The sequence below is a fragment of the Rhodanobacter sp. Root561 genome (genome assembly GCF_001427365.1).
Taxonomy (GTDB): Bacteria; Pseudomonadota; Gammaproteobacteria; order Xanthomonadales; family Rhodanobacteraceae; genus Rhodanobacter.
In genome coordinates this window covers 95244-122204 of record NZ_LMGH01000010.1, presented here as the reverse complement: position 1 = coordinate 122204, position 26961 = coordinate 95244, and the positions used below count along the sequence as shown (strand labels likewise).

The 26961-nt window shown below is 66.4% G+C and carries 18 protein-coding genes; 8 read left to right on the top strand and 10 right to left on the bottom strand.

The features are described from left to right. Nucleotides 1-47: 47 nt before the first annotated feature. Nucleotides 48-1031, bottom strand: coding sequence for a malate dehydrogenase (locus tag ASD55_RS07145; protein WP_056717614.1), 984 nt, complete (start codon nt 1029-1031; stop codon nt 48-50). Nucleotides 1032-1121: 90 nt separating this feature from the next. After that, on the bottom strand, nt 1122-2321 hold the full coding sequence (locus tag ASD55_RS07140) for an aminotransferase class I/II-fold pyridoxal phosphate-dependent enzyme (RefSeq protein WP_056764783.1): 1200 nt from the start codon (nt 2319-2321) through the stop codon (nt 1122-1124). Nucleotides 2322-2471: 150 nt separating this feature from the next. Here ASD55_RS07140 and ASD55_RS07135 point away from each other — a divergent pair, with 150 nt between their 5' ends. Further along, nucleotides 2472-2726, top strand: a complete 255-nt coding sequence (locus tag ASD55_RS07135; RefSeq protein WP_056717603.1) for a GlsB/YeaQ/YmgE family stress response membrane protein — start codon at nt 2472-2474, stop codon at nt 2724-2726. Nucleotides 2727-2797: 71 nt separating this feature from the next. Here ASD55_RS07135 and ASD55_RS07130 read toward each other — a convergent pair whose 3' ends face one another. The 3 genes from ASD55_RS07130 to ASD55_RS07120 form a co-directional block, all read right to left on the bottom strand. Beyond that, the gene (locus ASD55_RS07130; RefSeq protein WP_056764781.1) at nt 2798-3235 is read right to left on the bottom strand and encodes a YidB family protein; all 438 of its coding nucleotides are present in this window, start codon (nt 3233-3235) and stop codon (nt 2798-2800) included. 136 nt (nt 3236-3371) lie between these two features. Beyond that, nucleotides 3372-3881 carry a peptidylprolyl isomerase gene (locus tag ASD55_RS07125; protein ID WP_056764779.1) on the bottom strand — a complete coding sequence of 170 codons (510 nt, stop codon included), beginning with the start codon at nt 3879-3881 and terminating at the stop codon, nt 3372-3374. Nucleotides 3882-3988: 107 nt separating this feature from the next. Beyond that, nucleotides 3989-5797: a 3-hydroxybutyrate oligomer hydrolase family protein gene (locus ASD55_RS07120; RefSeq protein ID WP_200946118.1), complete on the bottom strand. Its 1809-nt coding sequence runs from the start codon at nt 5795-5797 to the stop codon at nt 3989-3991. A gap of 146 nt (nt 5798-5943) precedes the next feature. On the opposite strand from ASD55_RS07120, the gene ASD55_RS07115 reads away from it, so the two are divergent. Further along, the gene (locus tag ASD55_RS07115) at nt 5944-6603 is read left to right on the top strand and encodes a response regulator transcription factor (protein ID WP_056764775.1); all 660 of its coding nucleotides are present in this window, start codon (nt 5944-5946) and stop codon (nt 6601-6603) included. Nucleotides 6604-6775: 172 nt separating this feature from the next. Next, the gene (locus tag ASD55_RS07110) at nt 6776-8467 is read left to right on the top strand and encodes a tetratricopeptide repeat protein (protein WP_157598893.1); all 1692 of its coding nucleotides are present in this window, start codon (nt 6776-6778) and stop codon (nt 8465-8467) included. Between the two features lie 119 nt (nt 8468-8586). Here ASD55_RS07110 and ASD55_RS07105 read toward each other — a convergent pair whose 3' ends face one another. The 3 genes from ASD55_RS07105 to ASD55_RS07095 all read right to left on the bottom strand — a co-directional run bounded on the left by ASD55_RS07105 (nt 8587) and on the right by ASD55_RS07095 (nt 16130). Continuing rightward, nucleotides 8587-11895, bottom strand: coding sequence for a PAS-domain containing protein (locus tag ASD55_RS07105; RefSeq protein WP_056764771.1), 3309 nt, complete (start codon nt 11893-11895; stop codon nt 8587-8589). An 841-nt stretch (nt 11896-12736) separates the two neighbouring features. Next, nucleotides 12737-13774 carry a PHB depolymerase family esterase gene (locus ASD55_RS07100; RefSeq protein ID WP_157598891.1) on the bottom strand — a complete coding sequence of 346 codons (1038 nt, stop codon included), beginning with the start codon at nt 13772-13774 and terminating at the stop codon, nt 12737-12739. A 70-nt stretch (nt 13775-13844) separates the two neighbouring features. Continuing rightward, nucleotides 13845-16130: a TonB-dependent receptor gene (locus ASD55_RS07095; protein ID WP_056764769.1), complete on the bottom strand. Its 2286-nt coding sequence runs from the start codon at nt 16128-16130 to the stop codon at nt 13845-13847. Nucleotides 16131-16293: 163 nt separating this feature from the next. Between ASD55_RS07095 and ASD55_RS07090 the strand changes: the two genes are divergently transcribed. From ASD55_RS07090 to typA, 3 genes are all read left to right on the top strand, one after another. Then, nucleotides 16294-17691, top strand: a complete 1398-nt coding sequence (locus ASD55_RS07090) for a GntP family permease (protein WP_056764767.1) — start codon at nt 16294-16296, stop codon at nt 17689-17691. Nucleotides 17692-17832: 141 nt separating this feature from the next. Next, nucleotides 17833-18531 carry a lipase gene (locus tag ASD55_RS07085; protein ID WP_056764765.1) on the top strand — a complete coding sequence of 233 codons (699 nt, stop codon included), beginning with the start codon at nt 17833-17835 and terminating at the stop codon, nt 18529-18531. Between the two features lie 169 nt (nt 18532-18700). After that, a complete protein-coding gene (gene typA / locus ASD55_RS07080) occupies nt 18701-20527 on the top strand; it encodes a translational GTPase TypA (protein ID WP_056718397.1) in 1827 nt (608 codons plus the stop codon). Nucleotides 20528-20607: 80 nt separating this feature from the next. Here typA and ASD55_RS07075 read toward each other — a convergent pair whose 3' ends face one another. Next, nucleotides 20608-21543, bottom strand: a complete 936-nt coding sequence (locus ASD55_RS07075) for a LysR family transcriptional regulator (RefSeq protein ID WP_056718396.1) — start codon at nt 21541-21543, stop codon at nt 20608-20610. Nucleotides 21544-21806: 263 nt separating this feature from the next. Here ASD55_RS07075 and acnA point away from each other — a divergent pair, with 263 nt between their 5' ends. After that, on the top strand, nt 21807-24548 hold the full coding sequence (acnA, locus tag ASD55_RS07070) for an aconitate hydratase AcnA (RefSeq protein ID WP_056764763.1): 2742 nt from the start codon (nt 21807-21809) through the stop codon (nt 24546-24548). 77 nt (nt 24549-24625) lie between these two features. On the opposite strand, the gene ASD55_RS07065 is transcribed toward acnA, so the two are convergent. After that, nucleotides 24626-25072 (bottom strand): hypothetical protein, encoded by a 447-nt coding sequence (locus tag ASD55_RS07065; protein WP_056764761.1) that lies wholly within the window; start codon nt 25070-25072, stop codon nt 24626-24628. Between the two features lie 141 nt (nt 25073-25213). Between ASD55_RS07065 and ASD55_RS07060 the strand changes: the two genes are divergently transcribed. Further along, nucleotides 25214-26896, top strand: a complete 1683-nt coding sequence (locus ASD55_RS07060; RefSeq protein WP_056764759.1) for a long-chain-fatty-acid--CoA ligase — start codon at nt 25214-25216, stop codon at nt 26894-26896. Nucleotides 26897-26961 lie beyond the last annotated feature (65 nt).

Sequence of the window (26961 nt, the reverse complement as noted above, 5' to 3'; positions counted from 1 at the left end):
GGTGGCCGATCGGCCACCCTTTCCGGTTCCCTGCGGGAGCCGACTTGTTACTTCGCGAACAGATGCTCGACGCCGGCGCGCTCTTCGCGCAGTTCCTTGTCGGTGGCATCCATGCGGGCGCGCGAGAAGTCGCTGACCGGCAGATCCTGCACGATCGTGTACTTGCCGTCCTTCACCGTCACCGGGTAGCCGTAGATCACGCCCGGGGCGATGCCGTAGGAACCGTCGGACGGAATGCCCATCGAAACCCAGTCGCCCTCGGCCGTGCCCAGCGCCCACGAGCGCATGTGGTCGATCGCGGCCGACGCGGCGGAGGCCGCGGACGAGGCGCCGCGCGCCTTGATGATCGCCGCGCCGCGCTGCTGCACGGTCGGGATGAAGTCGCTCTCGTACCAGGCCTGGTCGATCAGGCTCAACGCCGGCTTGCCGTCGACGGTGGTCTGCGACAGGTCCGGATACTGGGTGGAGCTGTGGTTGCCCCAGATCGTCATCTTCTTGACGTCGGTGTTGTGCTTGCCGGTCTTCTCGGCCAGCTGCGCCTTGGCGCGGTTGTGGTCCAGGCGGACCATCGCGGTGAAGCACTTCGGGTCCAGGTCCGGCGCGTTCTGCTGGGCGATCAGCGCATTGGTGTTGGCCGGGTTGCCGACCACCAGCACTTTCACGTCGCGCTTGGCGTGGTCATTGATCGCCTTGCCCTGCGGACCGAAGATCGCACCGTTCGCTTCCAGCAGATCCTTGCGCTCCATGCCCGGGCCGCGCGGGCGGGCGCCGACCAACAGCGCATAGTCGACGTCCTTGAAGGCGACGTTGGCATCGTCGGTGGCGACCACGCCGGCCAGGGTCGGGAAGGCACAATCGTTCAATTCCATCACCACGCCCTGCAGCGACGGCAAGGCCGGGGTGATTTCCAGCAGGTGCAGGATCACCGGCTGGTCCGGGCCCAGCATGTCGCCGGCGGCGATACGGAACAGCAAGGCATAACCGATCTGGCCGGCAGCGCCGGTAACGGCAACGCGAACGGGGGCTTTCATCATTTGATCTCCGGGAAGGGGGAATCGGCAAAGGAAAATCGGAAGAGCGGAGCGGGCCGATGCCCGACTCCCCATTCCCGATTCACGGGTTCAATTCAGCTCGGCGAAAAACTCGGCAATGCGTTGCAGGCCCGGCTGCAATTGTGCAGCCGGACAGGTGTACGAGATGCGCATCGCACGCGGCTCGCCAAAGGCGGAACCGGGCACGCAGGCGACGCCCTTGGCCTCCAGCAGCGCGGCGCAGAATTCCACGTCGTTGTTGATCGCCACGCCGTGGTGGCTCTTGCCGAAGGCCACCGAAACGTCGGGGAATGCGTAGAACGCACCCTGCGGCCGCGGGCACACCACGCCGGGAATCGCGCTGAGCGCGGCAAACACGGTGTCGCGACGGCCGGCGAATTCCTCGCACTTGGCCTGCGGGACATCCTGCGGTCCGCTCAGCGCCGCCACGGCCGCGGCGGTGATCACTTCCGGCAGGCTGGTGATGTGGTTGGAGTTCAGCGTGGTGACGGCCTTCGCCACCGCTTCCGGCGCCGCGATCAGGCCCACCCGCCAGCCCGGCATGCCGTAGGTCTTGGACACCGAATCGACGAAGATCACCCGTTCCTTCAGCTCGGGCTTGGCGAACACGAAGTTGTGGTAGCCGATGCCGTCGAACACCATCGAGTTGTAGATGTCGTCGGTGATCACCCAGGTATCCGGGTGCCTCGCCAGCACCTCGGCCAGCGCCGCGATCTCCGCACCGGTGTAGACCATGCCGGTGGGGTTGGACGGGTTGTTGAACAGGAACACCTTCGGCTTGAGCGCCAGCGCGGCGTCGAGCTGGGCCGGGGTGAGCTTGTAGTTCTGCTCCGGTCCGCAATGCATCACGTTGATCTTCGCGCCCACGATGTCGGCGATGTCGCGGTACGTGGTCCAGTACGGCGCGGCGAAACAGATCTCGTCGCCCTCGTCCAGCAGCGCCTCGGCCAGGTTGTACAGCACGTGCTTGGCGCCGATGCCGATCGACAGGTTCGTGCGCCCGTAGCCGGAAAAACCCAGTGCCTCGATGTGCTTGAGGAATGCATCCAGCAGCGCGTCGGCGCCGCGGTTGCTGCCGTACTGGCCGGAGTCATGCGACAGCGACTCGCGTGCGGCGGCATACACGTGTTCGCCCGGCAGGAAGTTCGGTACGCCGATGGAGAAGCTGATGATGTCGCGGCCGGCAGCCTTGAGCTGTTTCGCCTTCTCGGCAATCACCATGATCGCGCTGGGTTTGGCGCGGCCGACACGCTGGGCGAGCTGGGGCATGGGTCTCTCACGCTGGGGGAGGAAGCAAAGGCGGTGATTTTATCACGCCATCCGGGCACGGCGCTGGTCGTGCACGCCACGTCCACGAGAACCGGGCATGATGGCCACGCCCGCGCGACGGGCGGCTCACTCAACGCGGAGGAGATCCACATGCACTGGCTTTGGGTATTCGTGATTGGACTGATCGTCGGCCTGGTGGCCAAGCTGCTGATGCCGGGCAAGGACCCGGGCGGCTTCATCATCACCGCCATCATCGGCATTGCCGGCTCGCTGCTCGCCACCTGGGTCGGCCAGAACGTGTTTGGCTGGTACCAGGAGGGGCAATCGGCCGGCTTCATCGCTTCGGTGATCGGTGCGATCGTGTTGCTGCTGATCTACCACCTGCTCAGGCGCAAGTCCGCCTGAGCAGCGATCCCGGCGGAGCGCCGCTCTGCCGGGATGTTTCCGATCAGGCTCACCTGATCGTGCTGGGTTTGTCAGGCCTGCGCCAGCCCACCCAGCAGCTTGCCGGCCAGACCTTCAAGCATGCCCAGATCGAAGCCGCCGCCCTGCCCCGCATCCGGCACCTGGCCATCCGGCGTCATGTGATCGACCGCGTGTGGCAGGACGTGCGACAGCCCGCTGAGCACCACGCCCGGATCGACACCGAGCTTGCCCGCAGCCTCCTGCACCAGCGAACCCATGCCACCGCTCTGCAGCGCCTGACCGAGCTGATCCCCCGAGACCGGCTGGTTCGCGCCGGTGCCCACCCACGACTGCACCGCGCCGCCGAGCCCGTGCTGCTGCAACATGCTGATCAGGCCCTGCACGCCGCCGGCGCGCTGCAGCAGATCACCCGCCACCGAGATCATCGAGCCGGCACCGCCGGCCTGCTGCTGTCCCTGACCGCCAAGCAAATCGTCGAGGAATGACATGGTCGTTCTCCTTGATGAATGAACAAGCGTGAAGCCAGTCGATCATAGGCTGATGAAACCGGCGCGACCATGACCTTCGTCCCCAAAAAAATCGCCGGCATCCGCCGGCGATTTTCTGCGAATCCTGATGATGGAATCAGCCGCGCTGGTCGAGCACCGCGTTCCATTCCTTGACGCGATCCGACTGCGCCGCCAGCAGGGCGTCGACGTCGCCGTCCACGGTGACCTTCTCGATCGTGTCGCCCTGGCTGATCGCGTTGACCACGTCCATGTCGGCGGCATCGACCACTTCGCCGAACACGCTGTGCTTGCCATCCAGCCACGGGGTCGGGCCATGGGTGATGAAGAACTGGCTGCCGTTGGTGCGCGGACCGGCGTTGGCCATCGACAGCACGCCCGGCTTGTCGTGCTTCAGCGAGGCGTTGAACTCGTCCTCGAACTTGTAGCCCGGACCGCCGCGACCGCTGCCCTCGGGGCAACCGCCCTGGATCATGAAGTCGGCGATCACGCGATGGAACGACAGGCCGTCGTAGTAGCCACGCTTTGCCAGGTTGACGAAGTTGGCCACCGTGACCGGCGCCTTGTCTTCATGCAGGCGCAGATGGATCGGGCCGCGGTTGGTGGTGAAGGTGACATTGATGGTCATGGCAAATCCTTGGGTTCAAGAGCTGCACCGTGCCACGGCACGGATATCGGGGTCGTGAAGGATAACCCAGCCCGGGCGGTGGATCAGCCATGGCCGACCGTCGATGCTCAAGGCAGGCCCAGCTTGCCGCGATCGAGAGCACCGGCGCCACGCGGCCGGGCCGCGGGCGCCGGCACATCGACCGGCCATGCTTCGCCCTCGTACAGGTGCCCCCACAACCGATCCAGCGCCACGTAGCCGTATGGCAGCAGCGGCACGTGGCGCTCGCCGAAACCTGGCAAAGCGAGGAACGCATCGAAGTGCTGCGCATGCGGCACCTTCCAGTAGATCGGCCGGCGCCCTTCGTCGCGCAGCCACTCCACGTACGGCTCGGAACTGAAAGCCGTGGGCAGCAAGCCGTCGCTGGCGCCGTGCAGCACCCACAGCGGCAGGTCCGCCCGCGGCAGGCGAGCGGCGGTTTCGGCCACCGAAGCGTGCAGCGCCTGCGCCTCGTGGTCTTCGCCGGTCCACAGGGCGCGCAGGCACTCGCTGCCGATCAGGGTCGGATCGGCCGATACATTGACGCCGCCGTAAAGCCCGATGCCGTTGCCCGGGGGAATGCCGGAACCCTCGGCCCACCACGCTGCCCGCGTCGCGGCGTCCGCCACGCCCGGCGCGCCACCGGCGCCGATCGCCGCGTAATGAAATCCGCAAGGCATGTCGCCCGCGCCGCGCCGCAGGTAGGACGAGGCGTAGCCCGCCGCGATCACCCGCCATAGGTCGAACGCCGTGGTGCTGGCCGCCGTGTCCATCGCCTCGTCGGTCCAGCCACGCGCATGCAGATAGTCCCGCGCCTGCGCAGACTGCTGCGCCAGCGTGTTGCCACTGAGCTTGCCCTGCGCCCGCAGGCTGGCGCAGCGGATCGGCCATGCAGGCAACGCCACGCCGCGTGGCCCGCGCGCCATCGGTACGCTGGCAAACTGTTCCGCGCTCAGGGCGCAGGGCAGCCAGATCGCCGCCTCGGTGGCGTAGTCATACAGCGCGCGGCCGCGATCCTTCACGTGCACATTCGGTTCCAGCGCGACCACGCCGGCGAAGAATCCGTCGTGATCCAGCCCGGCCGCCTGCAATACCGCACCGCCGCCATTGGAGATGCCGGTGGCGATGATCTTCGTGTTCTGCGGCGTGAACGGCGCCTCTTCCGGATATGCCCGATCGAGCATGGCCAGGCCGAACTGCGCGGCCTGGATCACGTGCCTGCCCCAGGCCGCCTCCGGGTTGTCGCCCGAATGCATGTGCTTGATCGCGATGCCGGTGACCGGCGGCCCCGGCATCGGCTGGAATTCCAGCGCGGCGTCGCCCTTTTTCGCGCGACGCCCGTCCAGCGCCACGCCGCTGTGGTCGGCGAAATCGAAGTAGCCCGTGCCGGTGCCCTTGTCGGTATACGCCACCGCGCAGCCGTGCGGCAGGCCCCACGCGCCGGCCAGCGAAATCGCGCCGTAGACGCCGCGCGATCCCGAGGAAGCCGTCACCACCAGGCAGCGTTTCTGCTTGTCGAAGTTGTCCGGCAACTGCAGCAATACGCGATGCGGCGCGCGTGCGCCGGGAATCCGGGCAAACGCCGAGTATTCGCGCCCGGGCACGTCGGGCACCGCGCCGTAGACCGTGCCGTAGCCACCCAGCGGACCCAGGTCGGCGATGCCCTTCCAGCTGGTCTGGATCGCGCGTCGCCGCAGTTCTTCCGCGCCGGGGTCGAGTGGATCGGTGAAGGGCAGCGGCGCAGCGGCCAGGCCGGCAAGGCCCAGTCCTGCACTCAGCAGATCATCGTGACCGCGATGCTCCGTTACCCGCACTTCCCCGTAGTCGACCTCTGGCATGGCAGCTTCCTTCCCCGTGGCATGGCTGGCACAAGCGGACAGCATGACGGATAAGGGCATGAAGCAGAACAGCCAGGACAGGCGACGGGCGGAATTTTTCATTCCCGCACCATAGCAAGCACAAGGCGCCTGGCCATCGTACGAAAGTCCATCGCCGCGCGCCGGCAAGCTCGACGCGGCCGCGGCGGCCAGCTAACTTCAGCGTCATGACCAGCCTGCTGATTGCCGACGACCACCCCCTGTTTCGCGCCGCGCTGCGGCTGGCCGCGAACGACAGCCTGCCCGGCTGCGAAATCCGGGAGGCGGCTGACCTTGCCGGGGCGCTGCAGCTGCTCTCTGGCGCACCGGATATCGACCTGGTCCTGCTCGACCTTCACATGCCCGGCAGCCAGGGCCTGTCCGGCCTCGCCGCCTTGCGCGGCCAGCACCCCGGCGTGGCGGTGCTGGTGGTCTCCGCCCACGACGAGCCGCGCATCGTGCGTCGCGTGCTCGATCACGGCGCCGCCGGCTTCATCCCCAAGAGCGCCAGTCCTGTCGAAATCGGCGAGGCGATCCGCAGCGTGCTCGATTGCGGCACCTGGTTGCCGCCCGATCTCGCTGACGCCGTCGCCGCCCTGCCCGCCGATCCCGCCGACACCGACCTCGCCAGCCGGCTGGCCCGCCTCACCGAACAGCAATCGCGCGTGCTGGCCCTGCTGGCCGAAGGCCTGCTCAACAAGCAGATCGCCGACCGGCTGGCGATCCAGGAGCGCACGGTGAAGGCACATGTCACCGCGATTTTCGAGAAGCTGAAGGTGCGCAACCGGACCCAGGCGGGGATGCTGCTGAAGTCGCTGGAACTGGGCGAACCGGCGCGGGTGAGCTGAGCGGCTCGCGGCCTCGCGTATCCACTGTCGAAAGATCGGGTGCATACTCTGCCCGCCCAGATCGAGACGCCTCTGTCCGGTTACCGGATGGACGCGACACGCCGATCTCGTGCATCGCATTGGCGAATCGATTCGCCGCGTGTGACTCCATCCACCATGGGGGATGTCGATCATGAACATGCAGCACAGGTTTTGCTTCGCCGCGCTCGTTGCCGGGGTCTTGCTGTCGGGTGCGATCAGCGCCACGCAGGCCCGCCAGACCGAACCGATGCGCAGCATCGAGGGGCTCGGCACGATTTCGTTCCCCACCTCGACCCGGTCGGCTGCTGCGCAGACCGCGTTCCTGCGCGGCGCACTCCTGCTGCACCTGTTCGAGTATCCCGACGCAGCCCGGGCTTTCCGCCAGGCCCAACAGCTGGACCCGGATTTCGCCATGGCGTACTGGGGCGAGGCGATGACATACAACCACGGCATCTGGAACCAGCTTGACGCGGATGCCGGACGCAAGGCACTCGCAAAGCTCGGCCCCACACCCGCCGCGCGTGCGGCGAAAGCGCCCACGCCGCGCGAGAAGGCCTACCTGGCCGCCGTGGAGATCCTGTACGCCGACAGCGACACCAAGCCTGTCCGTGACGCCCGTTACGACGAGGCGATGGAGCATCTGGCCAAGGCCTGGCCTGACGACAACAACGCACAACTGTTCCATGCACTGGCGCTGATGGGACGCAGCGAAGGCGTGCGCGACGTACCGGCTTACCTGCGCGCGGGAGCGATCTCCGAGCGCATATTCCGACTGAATCCGCAGGACCCCGGCGCGGCGCATTACTGGATCCACGCAATGGACGATCCCGCGCATGCCGCCGGCGCGCTGGAGCCGGCACGTGCCTTGTCGAAGATCTCTCCGGCTGCCGCCCACGCCCAGCACATGACCTCGCACATCTTCATGGCGCTCGGTCTGTGGGACGACGTGGCGAAAGCCAACGAAGTGGCGATGCATGTGATGAATGTCCCGGCCAAGGCAGAGGGCCGCCCGCTCACCACCTGCGATCACTACACCCAGTGGCTGGAATACGCCTACTACCAGCAAGGCCGCTTCCGTGATGCCGGAAAGACGTTGCAGGCCTGCCTGCAGTCGGTCAAACCCTCGATGGAGTGGGCCAGCAGTCACGCCGGACAACTTGCCGAGATGCACAGTACGCCGGCCATGTTCGGGCAGATGCTGAACGAATCGCTGATGCAGATGCGCGCGATCGCCGTGGTCGAGTCAGGTGACGGCAACGGCTTCGCCGCCCACACGGCCGTGGACACCACGGGCATGGGCTCGGACGCCGGCTGGAACGATTTCACCGATGGTTATGCCGCGATCGAACGCCATGACCTGCCGGCCGTGCAGCGCTCGCTGAGCGCAGTTTCCACCTTGCATGCCGCAAGCCAGGCTGCGGGGGAAAAACAGACGTCCAGCTATCTCGCCATCTTGCAGGACGATCTCGCTGGCCTGCTGGCCGTGGAACAGGGCAAGCCCGACAACGGAGTGGAAGCCATCCGTCGCGCCTCCCGCAACTATGAAGCGTTGCCGTTCGATTTCGGTCCACCGGTGCCGATCAAGCCACCGCATGAACTGCTCGGCGAACAATTGCTGAAACAAGGCAAGGCCGCCGACGCGCGCGTGGCTTTCGAGACCGCACTGAAAAGCGCGCCAGGCCGCAGCCGGTCGCTGCTGGGCCGCGCCCGCGCGGAAGCCGCCAGCGGCGACACTTCGGCGGCCACCGCAACATACAAACAGCTTCTGGATATCTGGCACACCGCGGATGCCGATCTGCCGGAACTGGCCGAAGCAAAGGGATTCGTGGCGGCGCACCCATGAAGTGCCATCGCAGGATGACTCGCCACTACGGTGTCAAACCTTAGCAATCGAGATGTGGCGTGCACGGCATTCGGCGCTGCACGCCACAGCGGGACACCCGGACGCACAGCGAGCGTCCATCATCCCCGCATCGCCCCGGCTGCCACCCGCTGCAACACCTGCCGCAGTGCCAGCGGCTTCAGCGGCTTGTACAACACGCCGATCCCCGCATCGAGCAGCCGTTGCCGCAGTTCGCCGTCCCGATCCGCGGTGAGCATCACCGTTGGCACATCGGCATGTCGCTCGCACAGGCGCTGCCACACATCCAGGCCGGTATGTCCACCATCGAGGTGGTAGTCGAGGATGTGCAGGTCCGGTCGCCACGGCGCGGCCAGTGCCTGTTCCGCGTTGCGGGCCGGGTGAACCTGCCAGCCCCAACTGCTCAGCAGGCTGCCTAGCGCGGCGAGCGCGGCCGGTTCGTTGTCCAGCAGCAGCGCGCGACCCGTCGGCAGCGACTGCGCCACGCCGGCAGCCATCGGCAGGCGTGCGGCAGTCCGCGCCAGCGGCACGGCGAGATGAAAGACGCTGCCGCGACCCGGCCAGGAACGCAGCCCCAGCGGATGACCGAGCAGCTCGGCCATGCGTTGCGCGATGGAGAGACCCAGTCCGAGTCCTTGTCCGCCCGCGGCGCTGCCACGGCGAAATTCCTGGAAGATCAGTTCCTGCTCCGCCACGGCGATGCCCGGGCCGGTGTCCCACACTTCCACGCGCAGGTGGTCACCGGCTCGACGCACGCCGAGCAGCACGCGACCGTGCTCGGCATAGCGCAAGGCATTCGACAGGAAGTTCTGCAGCACCCGGCGCAGCAGCTGCGGGTCGGAATGCACCCACGCGCGCGTGCCGACCACGTCCAGCCGTACGCCGCGGTCGAGCGCGATGGCGCTGAACTCGGCAGCCAGCGGATCGAGCACTTCAGCCAGCGCAAACGCGCGCGGCTGCGGATGCAGGCGACCGCCCTCCAGCCGGGCCACGTCGAGCAGGCCGGTGAGCAGGCCTTCGGTGGCGCTGAGCGCACCGTTGAGATGCTGCGCGATGGCGGCATCGCCGCCGCGCTCGGTCAGTGAGTGCGCGAACAGCTGCGCGGCGTGCAGAGGCTGCATCAGGTCGTGGCTGACCGCGGCCAGGAAACGACTCTTCGAGGCGTTCGCCGCCTGCGCTTCGGCCGAGGCTGCGGCCAGTTCGCGGGTGCGTTCCTCCACCCGCAGCTCGAGTGTCTCGTTGACGCGCTTCAGCGCCGCCTCGGCCTGGCGGAAGGCGGTGACGTCGGTGAAGGTGGCCACGAAGCCGCCGCCGGGCATCGGGTTGCCGCGAATCTCGACGATGGTGCCGTCGGGAAAACGCCGCTCGGACAAATGCCGCGTGCCGGTGCGCATGTGCGCCAGCCGGCGCTGCACGCGCGCTTCGACTTCACCCGGACCCAGCATGCCGGCGTCGATGTTGTGGCGGGTCAGCTCGGCCACCGGCCGCCCTACCTGCAGCATCCCGGGCGGATAGTCGAACAGGCGCGCATACGGCGTGTTCCACGCCACCAGGTGCAATTCCGCATCGACCACGCAGATGCCCTGGCTCATGTTCTCCAGCGCCGCCTCCAGCACGCGCTGGTTGAAACGCAGGTCCTGCGCCGCCTCTCCCACGATGGCGACCACCGTGTCCAGGTCGTCGCGACCCTGCCGATGCACCACTTCCAGCAGCAGGCGCGCGGATGCCGCGCCGATCACCGCGGCCAGTTCGTGCTCGACCTGGGCCACCCGCGCACTGCCGGCGGAACCGGCCGCCGGCGCGCTGGCAAACAGCAGCGCGACCCGCTCCGGCGGCAGGAAGCGCGCCGCCAGCGCCCGCAGTTCGACCAGGCCCACGTCGCCCACGCTGACGGCGTGCGCGGAACGGCCGTAACGGGAGCCGGCCAGCGCCAGCATCACCACGATGTTGACCAGCAGGCTGACCACCACCGCGCGTCCCAGCCGGTTCCAGTTGCCCAGCCCCAGCAGGCCATCCGGCGCCAGCCAGTGCAGGCCGAACGGACCGCTGTGCAACCACGCCGGCGCGGCCGGCAACAGGGCCGGCAGCACGGCATACATCCACACCAGGGTGCCCGCGGCCAGCCCGGCCATCACCGCGCGCGGCCCGAGCTGAGGCCGATACACCGCCGCCAGCAAGGCCGGTGTCAACCCGGCCAGCGCGGAGAACGAGATCGCGCCGATGTCGGCCAGCGCCTCGTTGCGCGCCAGTAACCGGCTATACGCCCAGGCCAGCAGGATCACCAGCAGGATCGCCACGCGCCGATGGTTCAGCAGCTCGCCGCGCAGGTCGCCATGTTCGTCGCGACCCCAGCCGGAACGCACTCGCAGCGGCGCGATGAAATGGTTGACCACCATCAGGCTCAGCGTCAGCGTGGCGATCACCACCATGCTGGTCGCCGCGCTCAGGCCGCCGAGAAACGCGATCAGCGCCAGCCCATGTTCGCCACGGGCCAGCGGCAGCGCCAGCACGTACATGTCCGACGACACCCCGCTCGCGCCCAGCCACGCATCGCCCAGCCGCGCCAGCGGCAGGATCGGTAGCGAGATCAGCAGCAGGTACAACGGGAACAGCCAGCGCGCGGTGCGCAGCTGGCCATCGTCGCGGCATTCCACGATGCCCGCGTAGAACTGGTGCGGCATGGTGAACATCGCCAGCGCGCCGAGCAGGATCAAGGCGGGGAACCCGCCACTGTCGGGCGCCTGCGGCACATTCACCGGCAAGCCGGGCGGCAACGCCGCGAACAGCAGCGTACCCAGCGCCAGCATCGCGCCGAGCTTGAACAGCGACTCAAATGCCATCGCCAGCACCAGCCCGCGGTTGTGCGCCATGGTCGACGCCCGGCGGGTGCCGAACAGCATCGCGAACAGCGCCATCAGCAGCGCCACGTACAACGCGCTGTCCTGCCACGGATCGGATTCGGCCAGTTGGCCCTGGCTGAGGATGCCGTAGCTCATCGCCACCGCCTTCAGCTGCAGCGCGATGTACGGCACGATCCCGATCACCACCACCGCCGTGACCAGCGCCGCCAGCCCCGAATGTCGCCCCAGCCGCACCGCGATCAGGTCGGCCAGCGATCCGGCGTTGTACTCGCGCACCAGTTGCACCAGCCGGCCCAGAAATTTCAGCGCGAACAGATACATCAGGATCGCCCCGACGAACGTGGGCGGCAGCCACCAGCCCGAACGGCTGGCCTGGGTCACGGTGCCGTAGAACGTCCACGAGGTGCAGTGGATCGCCAGCGACAGCGCATACACGATCGCCCAGCGCTTCTCGAAAATGTGCGGGCGGCGTTCGCCGAGCAACGCCACGCCGAACAGCAGGCCCAGCCAGCACAAGGCGGCGATGGCGATGACGCTGGCGCTCAGCATGCGAAGCACATCCGTGGGGGCGACTTCCGTCGCGATGTTCGCGTCGCAGCTGGATGCTTTGGAGCGAAGAGCTTTCGTCCTCCTTCGGAGGGCGAGTTACTTCTCTTTTGCTTGTCCAAAAGAGAAGTAACCAAGAGAAAATGACACCCCGCTTGGCGCTTGTTGGGCATCCTGCCCAACAAGTCCGTAAGCCGGGGCCGGGCTTTTCGAACGGGCATCCTGCCCGTGCGAAAAGGCGTTGCCATCCCTAGCAACGCCCGCTGCGCGGCCTGTCGACCCCGCCTCACCGCCGCACAAGGGACCCCGGTAGAGCAGCGGGCCATCGTGGCCCGCACTCGGTGATGAAGCTGAAGAGCAAAAGAAGAAGCAAAAGCCAGAAGCCGAGCGAAAGCTCCGAGTCGCCGCGGCTTTGCTCTTGATCCGGCTCTTCTGAAAAGTACGCGCAGGATGCGCGTCGCTCTACCCGGGGCCCCTCTGCAGCGGCGAGGCGGGGCCGACAGGCCGCGTAGCGGGAGCCGACAGGGATGTCGGCTCCTTTTCGCCAGGGCAGGATGCCCTGTCGAAAAGCCCGGCCCCGGCTCGCGGACTTTCCGGGCATGGCGAGGGCATGGATGCCCGAGTTGAGGCAACGCAGGAGCGGTTGCCCGACGCCCGGAAAGCGCGGAAGCGGGGTGGCCTTCTCTTGGGTTACTTTCTCTTGGCCACTCAAGAGAAAGTGACTCGCCCTCCGAAGGAGGACGAAAGCTCTTCGCCCTGAAGCTTCTGGCTTCGAATAAAGCAAGAGCATCGCGCACAGGGTGCGCTCCTACAGTAACGTCGAGGCCATCGGCGTGCGGGGCCATCAATGGCCGGCAGGCAGCCCCAGTGCGCGTACCGCGTTCACCAGCCAGCGCAACTGCACGCCGTGGCGTGTGTCGTAGTCTGCTCCGGAATAACCCCACCAGTCCCAGCATGCTTGCGGATTCAAGGGCGCGAAACTTGCGCGGGTCTGAGGATATAGCACCGCCACGTCGTACACGTCGGCCCACCGGTTGAAGCCGGCGTCCTTGACGAACGCCTCGCCCACCGCGTCGGCGTTCTGCTTGCAACCGTGGAACGCCACTACCACGCCGCAGGACTTGCCGGCGAGACAGGTGGGTGGCAGGTAGACGTAGCCGGTATCGGCCATGAACGCGTCGGCGCCGTCGGGACGCAGCGCGTCCTGGTCGAAGCTGCGCAGCTCGCCCTTGGCCGTGGTCGCGACATGCGCCGGCTGGCCGAACATCTGCGCGAAGATTTCGCCCGCGGCGTCGAAACCGCAGTGGCCGAGGTAAGGCGTGACCGACTTGTCGCAATCGTCGCCGGTGCCCGCCACCGGCAAATTGTGCGCGAACGCGCGCTGGCCATCGTCATGCACCTGCATGTCCCCGAGGCCCGGCGTGCCATCGCGCAGTTGTTCATAGAAGTGGGCGCCGGCTTCGGCCACGGCCGGCGCCACCAGGGCGTCGTCCCTGCCGTGCAGCAGGTAGACGCGAGCATGCGCCAGGTCCTTCAACGCACCGATCTCGCCGGCGGCCGAACGCTTGCCGGCGCTGGCCACCAGTGCGGCGACATCCGGTGCGGGCACGCCCTTCATGCAACTGCCCAGCGCCACGTCCAGCTTGCCGCCGGCGCAGCCGTAAGGTCCGCCGGCGACCATCGCCGCGTTCGGGAACAGCTCCGGATAGGCCAGTTGCGCCTGGGTGGCCATGTAGGCACCGGAGGAAAGACCGACCACCGCGGTGCGTGCCAGATCGATCTTCAGCTTCGGCAAACTGGCGTCGGGGCTTTTGGCGCAGGCACTGCCGGCGCTGGCCAGCAAGGCCAGCCACAGCACGCGGGTTGTCCAGCGGGTAGTCATCGGTCGCTCCATGGGCTCGATTCGAGGTGGGCTGCGGGGCGGGCACCACCCACCCCGCAGGACGGCCTCGTCAGAAGTTATAGCGCACGTTGGCGTACCAGTTGCGCGGCATGCCGTAGTAAGCCGTGCGGATGTTGCCCACGCTGGAGAACTCCTGTCCGTCTGTCTTGTAGACCTTGTCGCCCAGGTTGCGCACGCCGGTGCGGAACTGCCAGTGGCCGTCGGCCGAGTCATAGATGCCGAACAGGCCGGTGACCGAGTACGCCTTCTGGCTCAGGGCGTCGTAGTTGTCCACACTCAACCAGGTCTCGCTGCGGTACGACCAGTCGGCGCCGATGGTGATGGCGCTGCCGCTGCCCAGGTTGAACGCATGGGTGGCCGCGACGCGCGAGGTCCAGGTCGGCGAGAACGGCACGTGGTCATGCAGGCTGGGGTTGTACAGCGGGTCGCTGGGGTCCAGGCGATGGTCGACGAACTTGGCGTAGCGGGCATCCAGATAGCCGACCTGGGCCGACAGCCGGGTGCCGTCGTCGAACACGGCGGCGCCCTCGAACTCGAAGCCGTCCATCTTCAGCTTGGCCGCGTTGATCACCGGGAAGGCGAACGTCGGGGTGATCGAGCCGGGGTTCTGCACTTCGGACACACGGGCCTGGAAGTCGGTGTAGTCACTGTGGAACGCGGCCAGGTTGGCCTGCAGTTTGTTGTCGGCCGAGCGCCATTTCAGGCCCAGTTCGTAGGTCCACACGTACTCGGGGTTGTACTCGGCGGTGCGCGTTTCCGCGGCGGAGTTGGCGCGGCCGTTGAAGCCGCCGGACTTGAAGCCGCGGCTGGCGGAAACATAACCCATGGTCTGCGGGTTGAACTGTTTCTGCAGGCTGATCGTCGGCGTCCACGCATTCCAGCGCTTGTCGCCGGTGAAGGCGACGGTCTCGTTGATCGCGGTGAAGGGCTGGCCCCAGAAAGTGCTGGTGCTGCGGTCGTAGTCCTTGTGGTCGCTGCTGTAACGCACGCCAGCGGCCAGCGTCCAGCTGGGCACGAACTGCCAGTTCGCGTGGGCGAAGCCGGCATACGTCGTGGTGGTGAGGTCGTCGTCGATGGTGCGCAGGAAGGTGATCGGCGTGCCGGCCAGCGCGAACAGGTCGTCGGCGTACGCTTCCTGGTGCGACGGCACGGTCTCGCGCAGGTAATACAAGCCGTAGACCGCCTGCAGGTTGCTGCCGTTGTCGTACTGCAGCTGCAGTTCCTGGCTGGCCTGCTTCTGGTGGAAGTCGACCAGCACGTCGCCCAGCTCGAACTGCGAGGCGTCGATGTCGATGTAGGAGTCGCTGTCGAGCTTGCGGAACGCGCTGATGCTCTTGAGGTTCCACTGCTCGGACAGCTTCCAGTCGAGGCTGAGCGCAGCGCCCTTGTGTTCAAGCTGCTGGCCCTTGTCCGGGCTGAACGAGGTGCGCGTCTTGAAGTCGTACTTCTGGTCCGGAGTCGGGGTGTACAGCGCCACCGAACCGAACACCAAGTCGGTGCGTTTCAACGTGGAGACCGGCTGGCCCAAGGTGAGCCCGGTGTCCTGCTTGGTGTAGTCGAGGCTCAGCACGGCATCGAAATTCTCCGACGGGTGGTAGCGCAGCTTGCCGCGCACCGACTTGGTGTCCTCGTCGTTGTACTTGTGGCCGGTGGAGGGGTCGGTGACGTAGCCGTCGGTCTGCGTGACGCCGCCGGCGATCGACGCCGACCACGCGCCACCGAGCGGGCCGCCCAGGTAGAACTTGCCTTCGCGCCGGCCGTAGTTGCCGAAGCCGGCCTCGACCGAACCTTCGGTGCTGTCGCCCGGGTTCTTCGTCACCACCTTGACCGCGCCGCCGGTGGAGTTCTTGCCGTACAGCGTGCCCTGCGGACCGCGCAGCACCTCGACGCGCTCGACGTCGAACAGGTTGATCAGCCCGCCCTGGATGCGCGAGTAGTAGACGTCGTCGACGTACATGCCCACGCCCGGGTCGAACGTCTGCAGCGCGTCGGGCTGGCCGATGCCGCGGATGAAGATGTTCACCGCCGAGGACGAACCGCGGCCCTGCACGATGTTCATGTTCGGCACCGCGCCCTGCAGGCCGTCGAGGCTGTTCGCCTGCAGGTCCTTCATGTCCTCGCCACTGAACGCGGTGATCGCCACCGGCACCTTTTCCAGCGATTCGTCGCGGCGCCGCGCGCTGACCGTCACTTCCTGCAGCTGCTTGGCGTCGGCCTGCTTCGCTGCCGTGGTTTTCGCGCCGGCATCCTCGTTCGCCTGCTGCGCCTGCAGCGGCGCCACCAGGGCCAGGCCCAGAACCAGACCGATCGCCGAACTCAGATGCGTGCGTTTCATGACGTCCCCTTGCTAGTGAATGCATCGCTCGCGCGAATGCTGATGAAGCGAGCTTAGGCGGGCCTTGCCGCAGCAACACTTGTACCTTCGTACAGTGCCCGCATGACCGGCGCTTCGGGATACTCGGCGCCTGTCGTTAGGGTTGAAACGGGGAGATTCACGGATGGCGTTCCTGATCGTGCTGGCCGCGCTGTGCTTCCTGATGTTCGCGGCGTACCGCGGCTACAGCGTGATCCTGTTCGCGCCGATCGCTGCGCTGGGCGCGGTGCTGCTGACCGATCCGTCGCTGGTCGCGCCGATGTTCACCGGCCTGTTCATGGACAAAATGGTCGGCTTCCTCAAGCTGTATTTCCCGGTGTTCATGCTGGGTGCGGTGTTCGGCAAGCTGATCGAACTGTCCGGCTTTTCCAAATCGATCGTGGCCGCGACCATCGGCCTGGTCGGGCGCAGCCGCGCGATGCTCTCGATCGTGCTGGTCTGCGCGCTGCTGACCTACGGTGGCGTGTCGCTGTTCGTGGTGGTGTTCGCGGTATACCCGTTTGCGGCGGAACTGTTCCGCCAGTCGGACATCCCCAAGCGGCTGATTCCCGGCACCATCGCGTTGGGCGCGTTCACCTTCACCATGGATTCGCTGCCGGGCACGCCGCAGATCCAGAACATCATTCCCACCTCGTTCTTCGGCACCAATACCTGGGCCGCGCCGTGGCTGGGAACGATCGGCGGCGTGTTCATCCTGATCGTGGGCCTGGGCTATCTGGACTGGCGCCGGCGCAAGGCCGCCACGGCCGGCGAAGGCTACGGCGACAACCTGCTCAACGAACCGGAGCCGTTCGAGGCTGCGCGGTTGCCGCATCCGCTGATCGCCCTGCTGCCGCTGGTGCTGGTCGGCGTGTGCAACAAGCTGTTCACCGACCTGATCCCGCGCGTGTATGGCGAAACCCAGTCGTTCCTGCCCAGCGTGGTCGGCAATGCGAAGCCGGTGGTGCAGGAGGTGTCCAAGGTCGCCGCGATCTGGGCGGTCGAGGGCGCCCTGCTGGTCGGCATTGCGTGCGTGCTGGTGTTCGCCTGGCGCGCGGTGCTGGGGCGGCTGGCCGCGGGTAGCCAGGCGGCGGTCGGCGGCGCCTTGCTGGCCTCGATGAACACGGCATCCGAATACGGCTTCGGCGCGGTGATCGCCGCCCTGCCCGGCTTCAAGCTGGTGGCCGACGCGCTGCACACGATCCCGAATCCGCTGGTCAATGAAGCGGTCACCGTCACCGCGCTGGCCGGCATCACCGGCTCGGCCTCCGGCGGCATGAGCATCGCGCTGGGGGCGATGGCCGATACCTTCATCGCCAACGCGAACGCCGCCGGCATCCCGATGGAAGTGTTGCACCGGGTCGCCGCGATGGCCTCCGGCGGCATGGACACGCTGCCCCACAACGGCGCCGTGATCACCCTGCTGGCGGTGACCGGACTGACCCATCGGCAGGCCTACAAGGACATCTTCGCGATCACCGTGATCAAGACGCTGGCAGTGCTGGTGGTGATCGCGGCGTACTACTTCCTCGGCGTGGTCTAGACCACCACCCGAACGACGTCGCCTCCCCCGACCGGCGTTGCCGGTTGCCGACGCCGACCGATCCGGGGCCGCCTGCATGTGGGGTGGCTCCTTCCGTTCCGCGCGAGCGGGACTGTCGTGAAGCTAAGGGAGACATGAGCGATGTCGATCAAGACGTATGGACTGGGCCTGCTGGCCGTGCTGCTGTTCCTGCCCGCGCTGTCTGCGCGGGCCACCTGCCATGACACCGTGGTGCTGGTGCACGGCAATACCGGCAGCCCCGCCGATTTCCAGAACACCTACGACCGGCTGCGCCAGCAGGGCTGGAGCGACGCGCAGATCGTTGCGCCCGCCTGGGGCAACGCCTACTGCGCCGCCTGCAACGATCACAGCGGCAGCGAGGAGACCCCGGTCAGGAACGCGATCAGCAGCGCCATCGCCGGCTCGTGCAGCGGGCATATCGACGTGATCGGCCATTCGATGGGCGTGACCCTGGCGATGCGCGAGATCGACAGGCTCGGCGTGGGCGGCAAGGTCGACGTGTTCATCGGCATCGCCGGCGCGGTGCACGGGCTGTGGTCGTGCGGCATGTATCCATGGAACGTGGCCACCGCCACCTGCGGCTCGTCTGGCCTGTCCGTGGGCAGCCCGCTGCTGCAAGGCTTGGCCGGGCACCGCTTCGGCGCGCACATGTACTCGATGAAATCGTGGAGCGACGAGATCAACTGCTACGGCAGCTGCCTCGTCTACGGCGTGCATACCTCGACGATCCCCGGTGAGGATTACAGCTTCGACTATCCCTACGGCCACTATCAGCTGCTGTGGTTGACCGCCGCCGACCAGGTCAGTCTGCTGGAATGAGGCACCGGCGGGTGGCCGGCCACGGCCACCCGCCCCAAAGGCGGACCATCGCGCCCCTGAATGCCCTGTTCAACGAATGCGGGCAAGTTGTCGCATAAATCCGTATAATCGACGGGTTAACCCTCTGATAACCCAAGTGGTGGCTCCAAGCGCCACCCGAGTCGATCCCATGTCCATCGAAAATCTGCGCAATATCGCCATCGTCGCCCACGTCGACCACGGCAAGACCACCCTCGTCGATTGCCTGCTCAAACAGTCCGGCACGCTCAACGAGCGCACCGTGCTGGCCGAGCGCGTGATGGACTCGAACGACCAGGAAAAGGAGCGCGGCATCACCATCCTGGCGAAGAACACCGCCATCACCTGGCAGGGCAACCGCATCAACATCGTCGACACGCCGGGACATGCGGACTTCGGCGGCGAGGTGGAGCGCGTGCTGTCGATGGTCGACTCGGTGCTGATCCTGGTCGACGCGATGGATGGCCCGATGCCGCAGACCCGCTTCGTGACGCAGAAGGCGTTCGCGATGGGCTTCAAGCCGATCGTGGTGATCAACAAGGTCGACCGTCCCGGTTCGCGCCCCGAGTGGGTGGTGGAACAGGTCTGGGATCTGTTCGATCGGCTGGGCGCCACGCCGGAGCAGATGGACTTTCCGATCGTTTACGCCTCGGCCCTGAACGGCTATGCCAGTCTCGACGAGAACGTGCGCGAAGGCGACATGACCCCGCTGTACGAAGCGATCATGCAGCACGTCAGCAAGCCGGACGTGGACCCGGAAGGCGCGTTTCAGATGCGTATCAGCCAGCTCGACTACAGCAGCTTCGTGGGCGTGATCGGCATCGGCCGCATCCAGCGCGGCACCCTGAAGAAGGGCATGCCGGTCAGCGTGATCGACCGCCACGGCAAGAAGCGTCAGGGCAAGGTGATGCAGGTGCTGGGCTTCCTGGGCCTGGAGCGGATCGAGCAGGACAGCGCCGAGGCCGGTGACATCGTGGCCATCTCCGGCATCGCCGAGTTGACCATCTCCGACACCGTCTGCGCGCTGGACACCCCCGAAGCGCTGCCCGCGCTGACCGTCGACGAGCCGACCATCTCGATGACCTTCCAGGTCAACAACTCGCCGTTCGCCGGCAACAAGGACCTCTCCGGCGGCAAGTTCCTCACCAGCCGCCAGCTGCGCGACCGCCTGGAACGCGAGCAGGTGCACAACGTGGCGCTGAAGGTCGAGGAAGGCTCCGACGCCGACAAGTTCCTGGTCTCCGGCCGCGGCGAACTGCACCTGTCGGTGCTGATCGAGAACATGCGTCGCGAAGGCTATGAGCTGGCCGTGTCGCGCCCGGAAGTCATCATCAAGGAAATCGACGGCCAGAAGATGGAGCCGATCGAACAGCTGGTGGTCGACGTGGAAGAGATCCACCAGGGCGCCGTGATGGAACGCCTTGGCGTGCGCAAGGGCCAGCTGAAGAACATGGAGCCGGACGGCAAGGGTCGCGTGCGCCTGGATTACGAGATCCCGGCGCGCGGCCTGATCGGCTTCCAGAACCAGTTCAAGACCCTGACCCAGGGTTCGGGCCTGCTGTTCCACGTGTTCGACCATTACGGTCCGAAGGAAGACGGCCAGATCGCCAAGCGCCTCAACGGCGTGATGATCGCCAATGCCGGCGGCACCACCCCGGCCTACTCGCTGGGGCCGCTGCAGGATCGCGGCAAGCTGTTCGCCGCCGAAGGCGACAACGTGTATGAAGGCCAGCTGGTCGGCATCCACGCCAAGGACAACGACCTCACCGTCAACGTGATCAAGCCCAAGCCGCTGACCAACATGCGCGCCTCCGGCAAGGACGATGCGATCCAGCTGACCCCGGCGATCAAGTTCACCCTGGAACAGGCACTGGACTTCATCGACGACGACGAGCTGGTCGAGATCACCCCGAAGGAAATCCGCCTGCGCAAGAAGCACCTCACCGAGAACGACCGCAAGCGCGCTTCGCGCGGTTGAGTTGCATCGTCAAGTGAGGGATTGAACAGAAGGCCGCCGCAAGGCGGCCTTCTGCATTCGTGCCCGCCGGAACCGGTACCTCAAGCCTTGCTGCCGCGCACCCGCAAACCGGGCCGTTGCCGCGCCAGCTTGCGCAGCAATTCGGCGAATGCCTGCAGGTCGTCGTGCCAGGGCGAGGCGTCGCGCCAGTACAGGGCGATCTCGCGGCCGCTCGCGGGGCCTTTCAAGGTCGCCAGCGCGATGTTCGGCATCGAGGCCAATCGTTCGCGGGCCAGCGCCGGCACCAGCGCGTAACCACCACGCAGGCTGACCAGGGCGGCCAGGCTTTCCAGACTGACGTCCTGCACGTGACCGTGCTCGCTGCCTTCGCAATGCAGGCCGTCGGCGTGGCTCTCGGCCATCAGCGTGGCCTCGGCTGGGTCGAGCTGGGTCATCGCGATGTCCTGCTGCCCGGCCAGCGGGTGGTCGGCGCGCAGCATCAGTTCCCACGGCTCGAAGAACAGCGGGCGTAATGCGATGCCGCTGACCGTCGCGGTCGGCGGCGCCAGCACCGCGTCGAGTTCGCCTTCGCTCAGGCGGCGCAGCAGGCCACGCGGCTTGCCCTCGGAGATGCCCAGCCGCGCACCGGGAAAATGCTGCGGGAACGGCGCGATAAGGTGCGGCAGCAGGTAAGGGCCCAGCGAGGCCGGTACGCCGAGGCGCAATTCGCCACCGAAGGCGACTTCGCCGGCGCGGGCGACCTGCTGCAGGTGCTCCCCCGCAGCCAGCACCGCGTCGATCTGCTGCAGCAGCCGCTGGCCGCCGGCGGTCGGCACGATCTTCCGCCCGCCGCGCTCGAACAACGGTGCACCCAGTGCTTGCTCCACCTTCTGCACCTGGTGCGACAACCCGGACGGACTGATGTGCATCGCCCGCGCCGCGCTGTTGAAACTGCCGTGGCGATGCACCGCCTGCACCAGCGCGAGGTCGCGCAGCGAGACAGCCGCCAGGCCCATCGAAATCATCGAATGCTGCATGTCATCAAAGGCGTTTGCTTGCGGTGATCATCGGGGCCATCCTGTGCGGTGAAGTGCGGCCACGCGCCGTTCGCGCAGTGTACTTGGCGGCATGAGCCAAAAGGCATCAGACCGGCCATGTCATCCCGTCCAGGTCGCTTGTCCAGTTCGCGGAGATGCGGGGTTTGCGCGATAATTGCGTTTTTTACCGGACTGGTGGACCCCACGCGCCGTCCGGCGTCGTTCAGTCATCCCAGCCGCAGGATTCAGCCAGGAGCTTCCCCATGAAAGATACCTTTTCCGCACGCGACATCCTCGAGGTCAACGGCAAGCAGTACGCCTTTGCCAGCCTGGCCAAGCTCGGCCAGCGCTTCGACCTGAAGCGGCTGCCGTACTCGATGAAGATCCTGCTGGAAAACCTGCTGCGCCACGAGGATGGCGTGGACGTGACCTCGAAGGAAATCGAAGCGGTCGCCAACTGGGACGCGAAGAAGGAGCCGGATACCGAAATCTCCTTCATGCCCGCACGCGTGCTGCTGCAGGACTTCACCGGCGTGCCGTGCGTGGTCGACCTGGCGGCGATGCGCGACGCGATGAAGGCACTGGGCGGCGACCCGACCCTGATCAACCCGCTGTCACCGGCCGAGCTGGTCATCGACCACTCGGTGCAGGTTGACGTGTTCGGCAGCGAGGACGCGCTGGAAAAGAACGTCGCGATCGAATTCGAGCGCAACCAGGCCCGCTACAGCTTCCTGCGCTGGGGCCAGAAGGCGTTGGCCGACTTCAAGGTGGTGCCGCCGCGCACCGGCATCGTGCACCAGGTGAATTTGGAACATCTGGCCCGCGTGGTGATGGCCAATGAAGTCGACGGCCAGCAGTGGGCCTACCCGGACACCGTGTTCGGCACCGACTCGCACACCACCATGGTCAACGGCCTGGGCGTGCTGGGCTGGGGCGTGGGCGGCATCGAGGCCGAGGCCGCGATGCTGGGCCAGCCCTCCTCCATGCTGATTCCGCAGGTGGTCGGCTTCAAGCTGTCCGGTCGCCTGCCCGAGGGCGCCACCGCCACCGACCTGGTGCTGACCGTGACGCAGATGCTGCGCAAGCAGGGCGTGGTCGGCAAGTTCGTCGAGTTCTTCGGCCCGGGCCTGCAGCACCTGGCACTGGCCGATCGCGCCACCATCGGCAACATGGCGCCGGAATACGGCGCCACCTGCGGCATCTTCCCGGTCGACGCGGAATCGCTGCGCTACCTGCGCCTGTCCGGTCGCAGCGAGGAGCAGGTCGCCCTGGTCGAGGCATACGCCAAGGCCCAGGGCCTGTGGCACGACGAAAACAGCGTGCACGCCGACTTCAGCGCCACGCTGGAACTGGACCTGGCCGACGTGAAGCCGTCGATGGCCGGCCCGAAGCGCCCGCAGGATCGCGTGCTGCTGACCGACGTCAAGCAGAACTACAACGACAACCTCGGCGCCACCACTACCAAGCGCAACGGTGCCGAAGCCCGCTTCGCCAATGAAGGCGGCGACACCGCGGTCGGCCACGACCAGAGCCAGAACGCGCCGGGCCAGCACGTGTCGATGAACGGCCAGGACTTCCGCGTCGGCGACGGCTCGGTGGTGATCGCCGCGATCACCTCGTGCACCAACACCTCCAACCCCGCCGTGATGCTGGCCGCGGGCCTGGTCGCGAAGAAGGCCGCTGCGCGTGGCCTGAAGGCCAAGCCGTGGGTGAAGACCTCGCTGGCGCCCGGTTCCAAGGTCGTTACCGACTATCTGGAAAAGACCGGCCTGCTGACCGAGCTCGAGAAGACCGGCTTCTACCTGGTCGGTTATGGCTGTACCACCTGCATCGGCAACTCCGGCCCGCTGCCGCAGGAAATCAGCCAGGCGATCAGCGCCGGCGACCTCACCGTGGGCGCCGTGATTTCCGGCAACCGCAACTTCGAAGGCCGCGTGCACGCCGAAGTGAAGATGAACTACCTGGCTTCGCCGCCGCTGGTGGTCGCCTACGCGCTGGCCGGCTCGCTCGACATCAACCTCACCACCCAGCCGCTGGGCCAGGGTTCGGATGGCAAGGACGTGTTCCTCAAGGACGTGTGGCCGAGCAACCAGGAAATCAGCGACCTGCTGGCCAGCGCGGTCACCTCGGACATGTTCAAGAAGAACTACGCCGACGTGTTCAAGGGCGACGAGCGCTGGAGCGCGATCGCTTCGCCGGACGGTGCGCTGTACGCGTGGGACGAAGCGTCCACCTATATCAAGAACCCGCCCTACTTCGACGGCATGACCATGGAAGTGGGCAAGGTCGAGGACATCCACGCCGCGCGTTGCCTGGGCCTGTTCGCCGACTCGATCACCACCGACCACATTTCGCCAGCCGGTTCGATCAAGAAGGATTCGCCTGCCGGCCGCTTCCTGATCTCGCGTGGCGTGCAGCCGATCGACTTCAACTCCTACGGCTCGCGTCGCGGCAACGACGATGTGATGGTGCGCGGCACGTTTGCCAACATCCGGATCAAGAACCAGATGCTGGATGGCGTCGAAGGCGGCTTCACCCGCCATGTGCCCAGCGGCGAACAGCTGGCGATCTACGACGCGGCGATGAAGTACAAGGAAGCCGGCACCCCGCTGGTGGTCATCGCCGGCAAGGAATACGGCACCGGTTCATCGCGTGACTGGGCGGCCAAGGGCACCTTGCTGCTGGGCGTGAAGGCCGTGATCACCGAGAGCTTCGAGCGCATCCACCGCTCCAACCTGGTCGGCATGGGCGTGCTGCCGCTGCAGTTCAAGGATGGCGAAAGCGCCAAGTCGCTGGGCCTGACCGGCAACGAAAGTTTCGACGTCACCGGTCTGGACAACGGCAATGCCCGCGAGGCCACGGTAGTGGCTACCGCCGCCGACGGCAGCAAGAAGCAGTTCAGCGTGCACGTGATGCTGCTGACCCCGAAGGAGCGTGACTTCTTCCGTCACGGCGGCATCCTGCAGTACGTGTTGCGTCAGCTGGCGGGCAAGAAGGCCGCCTGAGTCCAGGCGTGACTTTCTGCAACAGCAAGACCGCCCCGGATACCGGGGCGGTCTTGCATCAGCTCACCGAAAGATCGTCAGAGCGCATGCTTCCAGCTTGCCGTGTAGCAACGCCATTCACCCTCTTCCTGGCGCCATGCCGATTCGACCTGGTACAGACCCATCTGGTCCGGCAGCAACCTGCCGCCACTGGTCAGGGTGACCGTGAACGTGGCCACCATGCGCTCGCCACGCCGCTCGATCGAGACCGGCCCCATGGTCACGCCGACGTGCTCCCCGCGCAGCGCCAGCAGGCGAACCATCGACGTCAGGCTGCGCCGGTCCAGTGCACCGTCATTGCCTTCGAAGTCCTCGCTGATCGGCTCGCCGAGATCGCTGGCGGAACCCGCCTCCGCCGCCTGGGCGACGGCCGCAATCGCCGCCCTCACCCGCGCCTCGTCGGAGTCGTGTCGACAGGCCACCAGGGTCAGCGCGAACACCACGCAGGCAAGCCATCGGCAAAGCATGTTTTTCGTCATCATCATCGGGCTACTCGTTGCAGTGCGGCTTGCCGCTGTACGCGGGCGTATGCTCAAATCACCTGACGCATGATCCATGATGGATGCAAAGCCGATCCTGATTCCATCATCTGATCCGTCGTCCTCGACCAACAGGGAATTCCAAGCATGAGCAATGAGCGTCCGTGGCTGGAGCAGTATCCAGCCGGCGTGTCCGGGCAGATCGACGTCAGTCAGTACGCTTCGGTTCCTGCGGTGCTGGAAGAGGCCTTCGCCGCCTTCAGCGATCGCCCGGCGTTCGCCAGCTTCGGCCGCCAGCTCAGCTATGGCCAGATCGATGCGATGAGTCGCCAGTTCGCCGGTTATCTCACCGGCGTGCTCAAGCTGGGCAAGGGCGATCGCATCGCCATCATGATGCCCAACGTGCTGCAGTATCCGATCGCCCTGTTCGGCGCCTTGCGCGCGGGCCTGATCGTGGTCAACACCAATCCGATGTACACCGCGCGGGAACTGAAACACCAGCTGGTGGACTCCGGCGCGAAGGCCATCCTGGTGCTGGACAACTTCGCCCACACCCTGCAGCAGGTGGTGGCGGAAACCGGCGTGCAGCATGTCATCACCACCGGCATCGGCGATCTGCTCGGCTTCCCCAAGGGTGCGCTGATCAACTTCGTGCTGAAGCACGTGAAGAAGATGGTGCCGGCCTACGATCTGCCGCAGGCCATGCGCTTCCGTGATGCCCTGGCTCGCGGCGCGGCGCACCCGTTGCAGACCGTCACGCTGGAGCACGGCGACATCGCGTTCCTGCAGTACACCGGCGGCACCACCGGCGTGGCCAAGGGTGCCATGCTGACCCACGGCAACATGATCGCGAACATGCTGCAGGCCAGCGAATGGATCGGCGGCAGCGCCAAGCCCGGCGAAGAGGTGATCATCACCGCCCTGCCGCTGTATCACATCTTCTCGCTGACCGCGAACGGCCTGGTCTTCATGCGCCTTGGCGGATTGAACTGGCTGATCACCAATCCGCGTGACATGCCGGGATTCGTGAAGGAACTTCGCAAGTCCGGTTTCACCGCGTTGACCGGCGTCAACACGCTGTTCAATGGCCTGCTCAACACGCCCGGCTTCGCCGAGCTGGATTTCTCGAAGCTGCACCTCACCCTCGGCGGCGGCATGGCCGTGCAGCGTGCCGTGGCCGAACGCTGGAAGAAGACCACCGGCTGCACCCTGGCCGAGGCTTATGGCCTGACCGAGACCTCGCCGGCGGTCTGCATCAACCCGCTGGACCTGAAGGAATACAACGGCTCGATCGGCCTGCCGGTGCCGTCGACCGATGTCGCCATCTGGTCCGAGGAAGGCCAGCCGCTGCCCGCCGGCGAAGTCGGTGAACTGATGGTGCGCGGTCCGCAGGTGATGAAGGGCTACTGGCAGCGACCGGAAGAGACGGCCAACGTGCTTGGTGCGGATGGCTGGCTGCACACTGGCGACATCGCCAGGATGGACGAGCACGGCTACTTCTACATCGTCGACCGCAAGAAGGACATGATCCTGGTGTCCGGCTTCAACGTGTACCCGAACGAGGTCGAAGACGTGGTGATGGAGCACCCGGGCGTGCTCGAGGTCGCCGCCGTCGGGGTTCCCGATGAACATTCGGGCGAAGTGGTGAAACTGTTCGTGGTGCGCAAGGACCCGCAATTGACCGAGGAAGCGCTCAAGCAGTTCTGCCACGACCGCCTCACCGGCTACAAGCGGCCGCGCCAGATCGAATTCCGCACCGAACTGCCCAAGAGCAACGTGGGCAAGATTCTCCGCCGCGAATTGCGCGACGAGAAGAAACCCGCCGCCTGATTCCTGCTTCGCGAACAGAAACGCCCGCCTGGATCAGGCGGGCGTTGTCGTTTGCGCCATGCGTG

Coding starts and splice junctions, on each gene's coding strand:
- ASD55_RS07145 (WP_056717614.1), bottom strand. CDS start 1,031: ATGAAAGCCCCCGTTCGCGTTGCCGTTACCGGCGCTGCCGGCCAGATC.
- ASD55_RS07140 (WP_056764783.1), bottom strand. CDS start 2,321: ATGCCCCAGCTCGCCCAGCGTGTCGGCCGCGCCAAACCCAGCGCGATC.
- ASD55_RS07135 (WP_056717603.1), top strand. CDS start 2,472: ATGCACTGGCTTTGGGTATTCGTGATTGGACTGATCGTCGGCCTGGTG.
- ASD55_RS07130 (WP_056764781.1), bottom strand. CDS start 3,235: ATGTCATTCCTCGACGATTTGCTTGGCGGTCAGGGACAGCAGCAGGCC.
- ASD55_RS07125 (WP_056764779.1), bottom strand. CDS start 3,881: ATGACCATCAATGTCACCTTCACCACCAACCGCGGCCCGATCCATCTG.
- ASD55_RS07120 (WP_200946118.1), bottom strand. CDS start 5,797: ATGCCCTTATCCGTCATGCTGTCCGCTTGTGCCAGCCATGCCACGGGG.
- ASD55_RS07115 (WP_056764775.1), top strand. CDS start 5,944: ATGACCAGCCTGCTGATTGCCGACGACCACCCCCTGTTTCGCGCCGCG.
- ASD55_RS07110 (WP_157598893.1), top strand. CDS start 6,776: ATGAACATGCAGCACAGGTTTTGCTTCGCCGCGCTCGTTGCCGGGGTC.
- ASD55_RS07105 (WP_056764771.1), bottom strand. CDS start 11,895: ATGCTGAGCGCCAGCGTCATCGCCATCGCCGCCTTGTGCTGGCTGGGC.
- ASD55_RS07100 (WP_157598891.1), bottom strand. CDS start 13,774: ATGACTACCCGCTGGACAACCCGCGTGCTGTGGCTGGCCTTGCTGGCC.
- ASD55_RS07095 (WP_056764769.1), bottom strand. CDS start 16,130: ATGAAACGCACGCATCTGAGTTCGGCGATCGGTCTGGTTCTGGGCCTG.
- ASD55_RS07090 (WP_056764767.1), top strand. CDS start 16,294: ATGGCGTTCCTGATCGTGCTGGCCGCGCTGTGCTTCCTGATGTTCGCG.
- ASD55_RS07085 (WP_056764765.1), top strand. CDS start 17,833: ATGTCGATCAAGACGTATGGACTGGGCCTGCTGGCCGTGCTGCTGTTC.
- typA (WP_056718397.1), top strand. CDS start 18,701: ATGTCCATCGAAAATCTGCGCAATATCGCCATCGTCGCCCACGTCGAC.
- ASD55_RS07075 (WP_056718396.1), bottom strand. CDS start 21,543: ATGCAGCATTCGATGATTTCGATGGGCCTGGCGGCTGTCTCGCTGCGC.
- acnA (WP_056764763.1), top strand. CDS start 21,807: ATGAAAGATACCTTTTCCGCACGCGACATCCTCGAGGTCAACGGCAAG.
- ASD55_RS07065 (WP_056764761.1), bottom strand. CDS start 25,072: ATGATGATGACGAAAAACATGCTTTGCCGATGGCTTGCCTGCGTGGTG.
- ASD55_RS07060 (WP_056764759.1), top strand. CDS start 25,214: ATGAGCAATGAGCGTCCGTGGCTGGAGCAGTATCCAGCCGGCGTGTCC.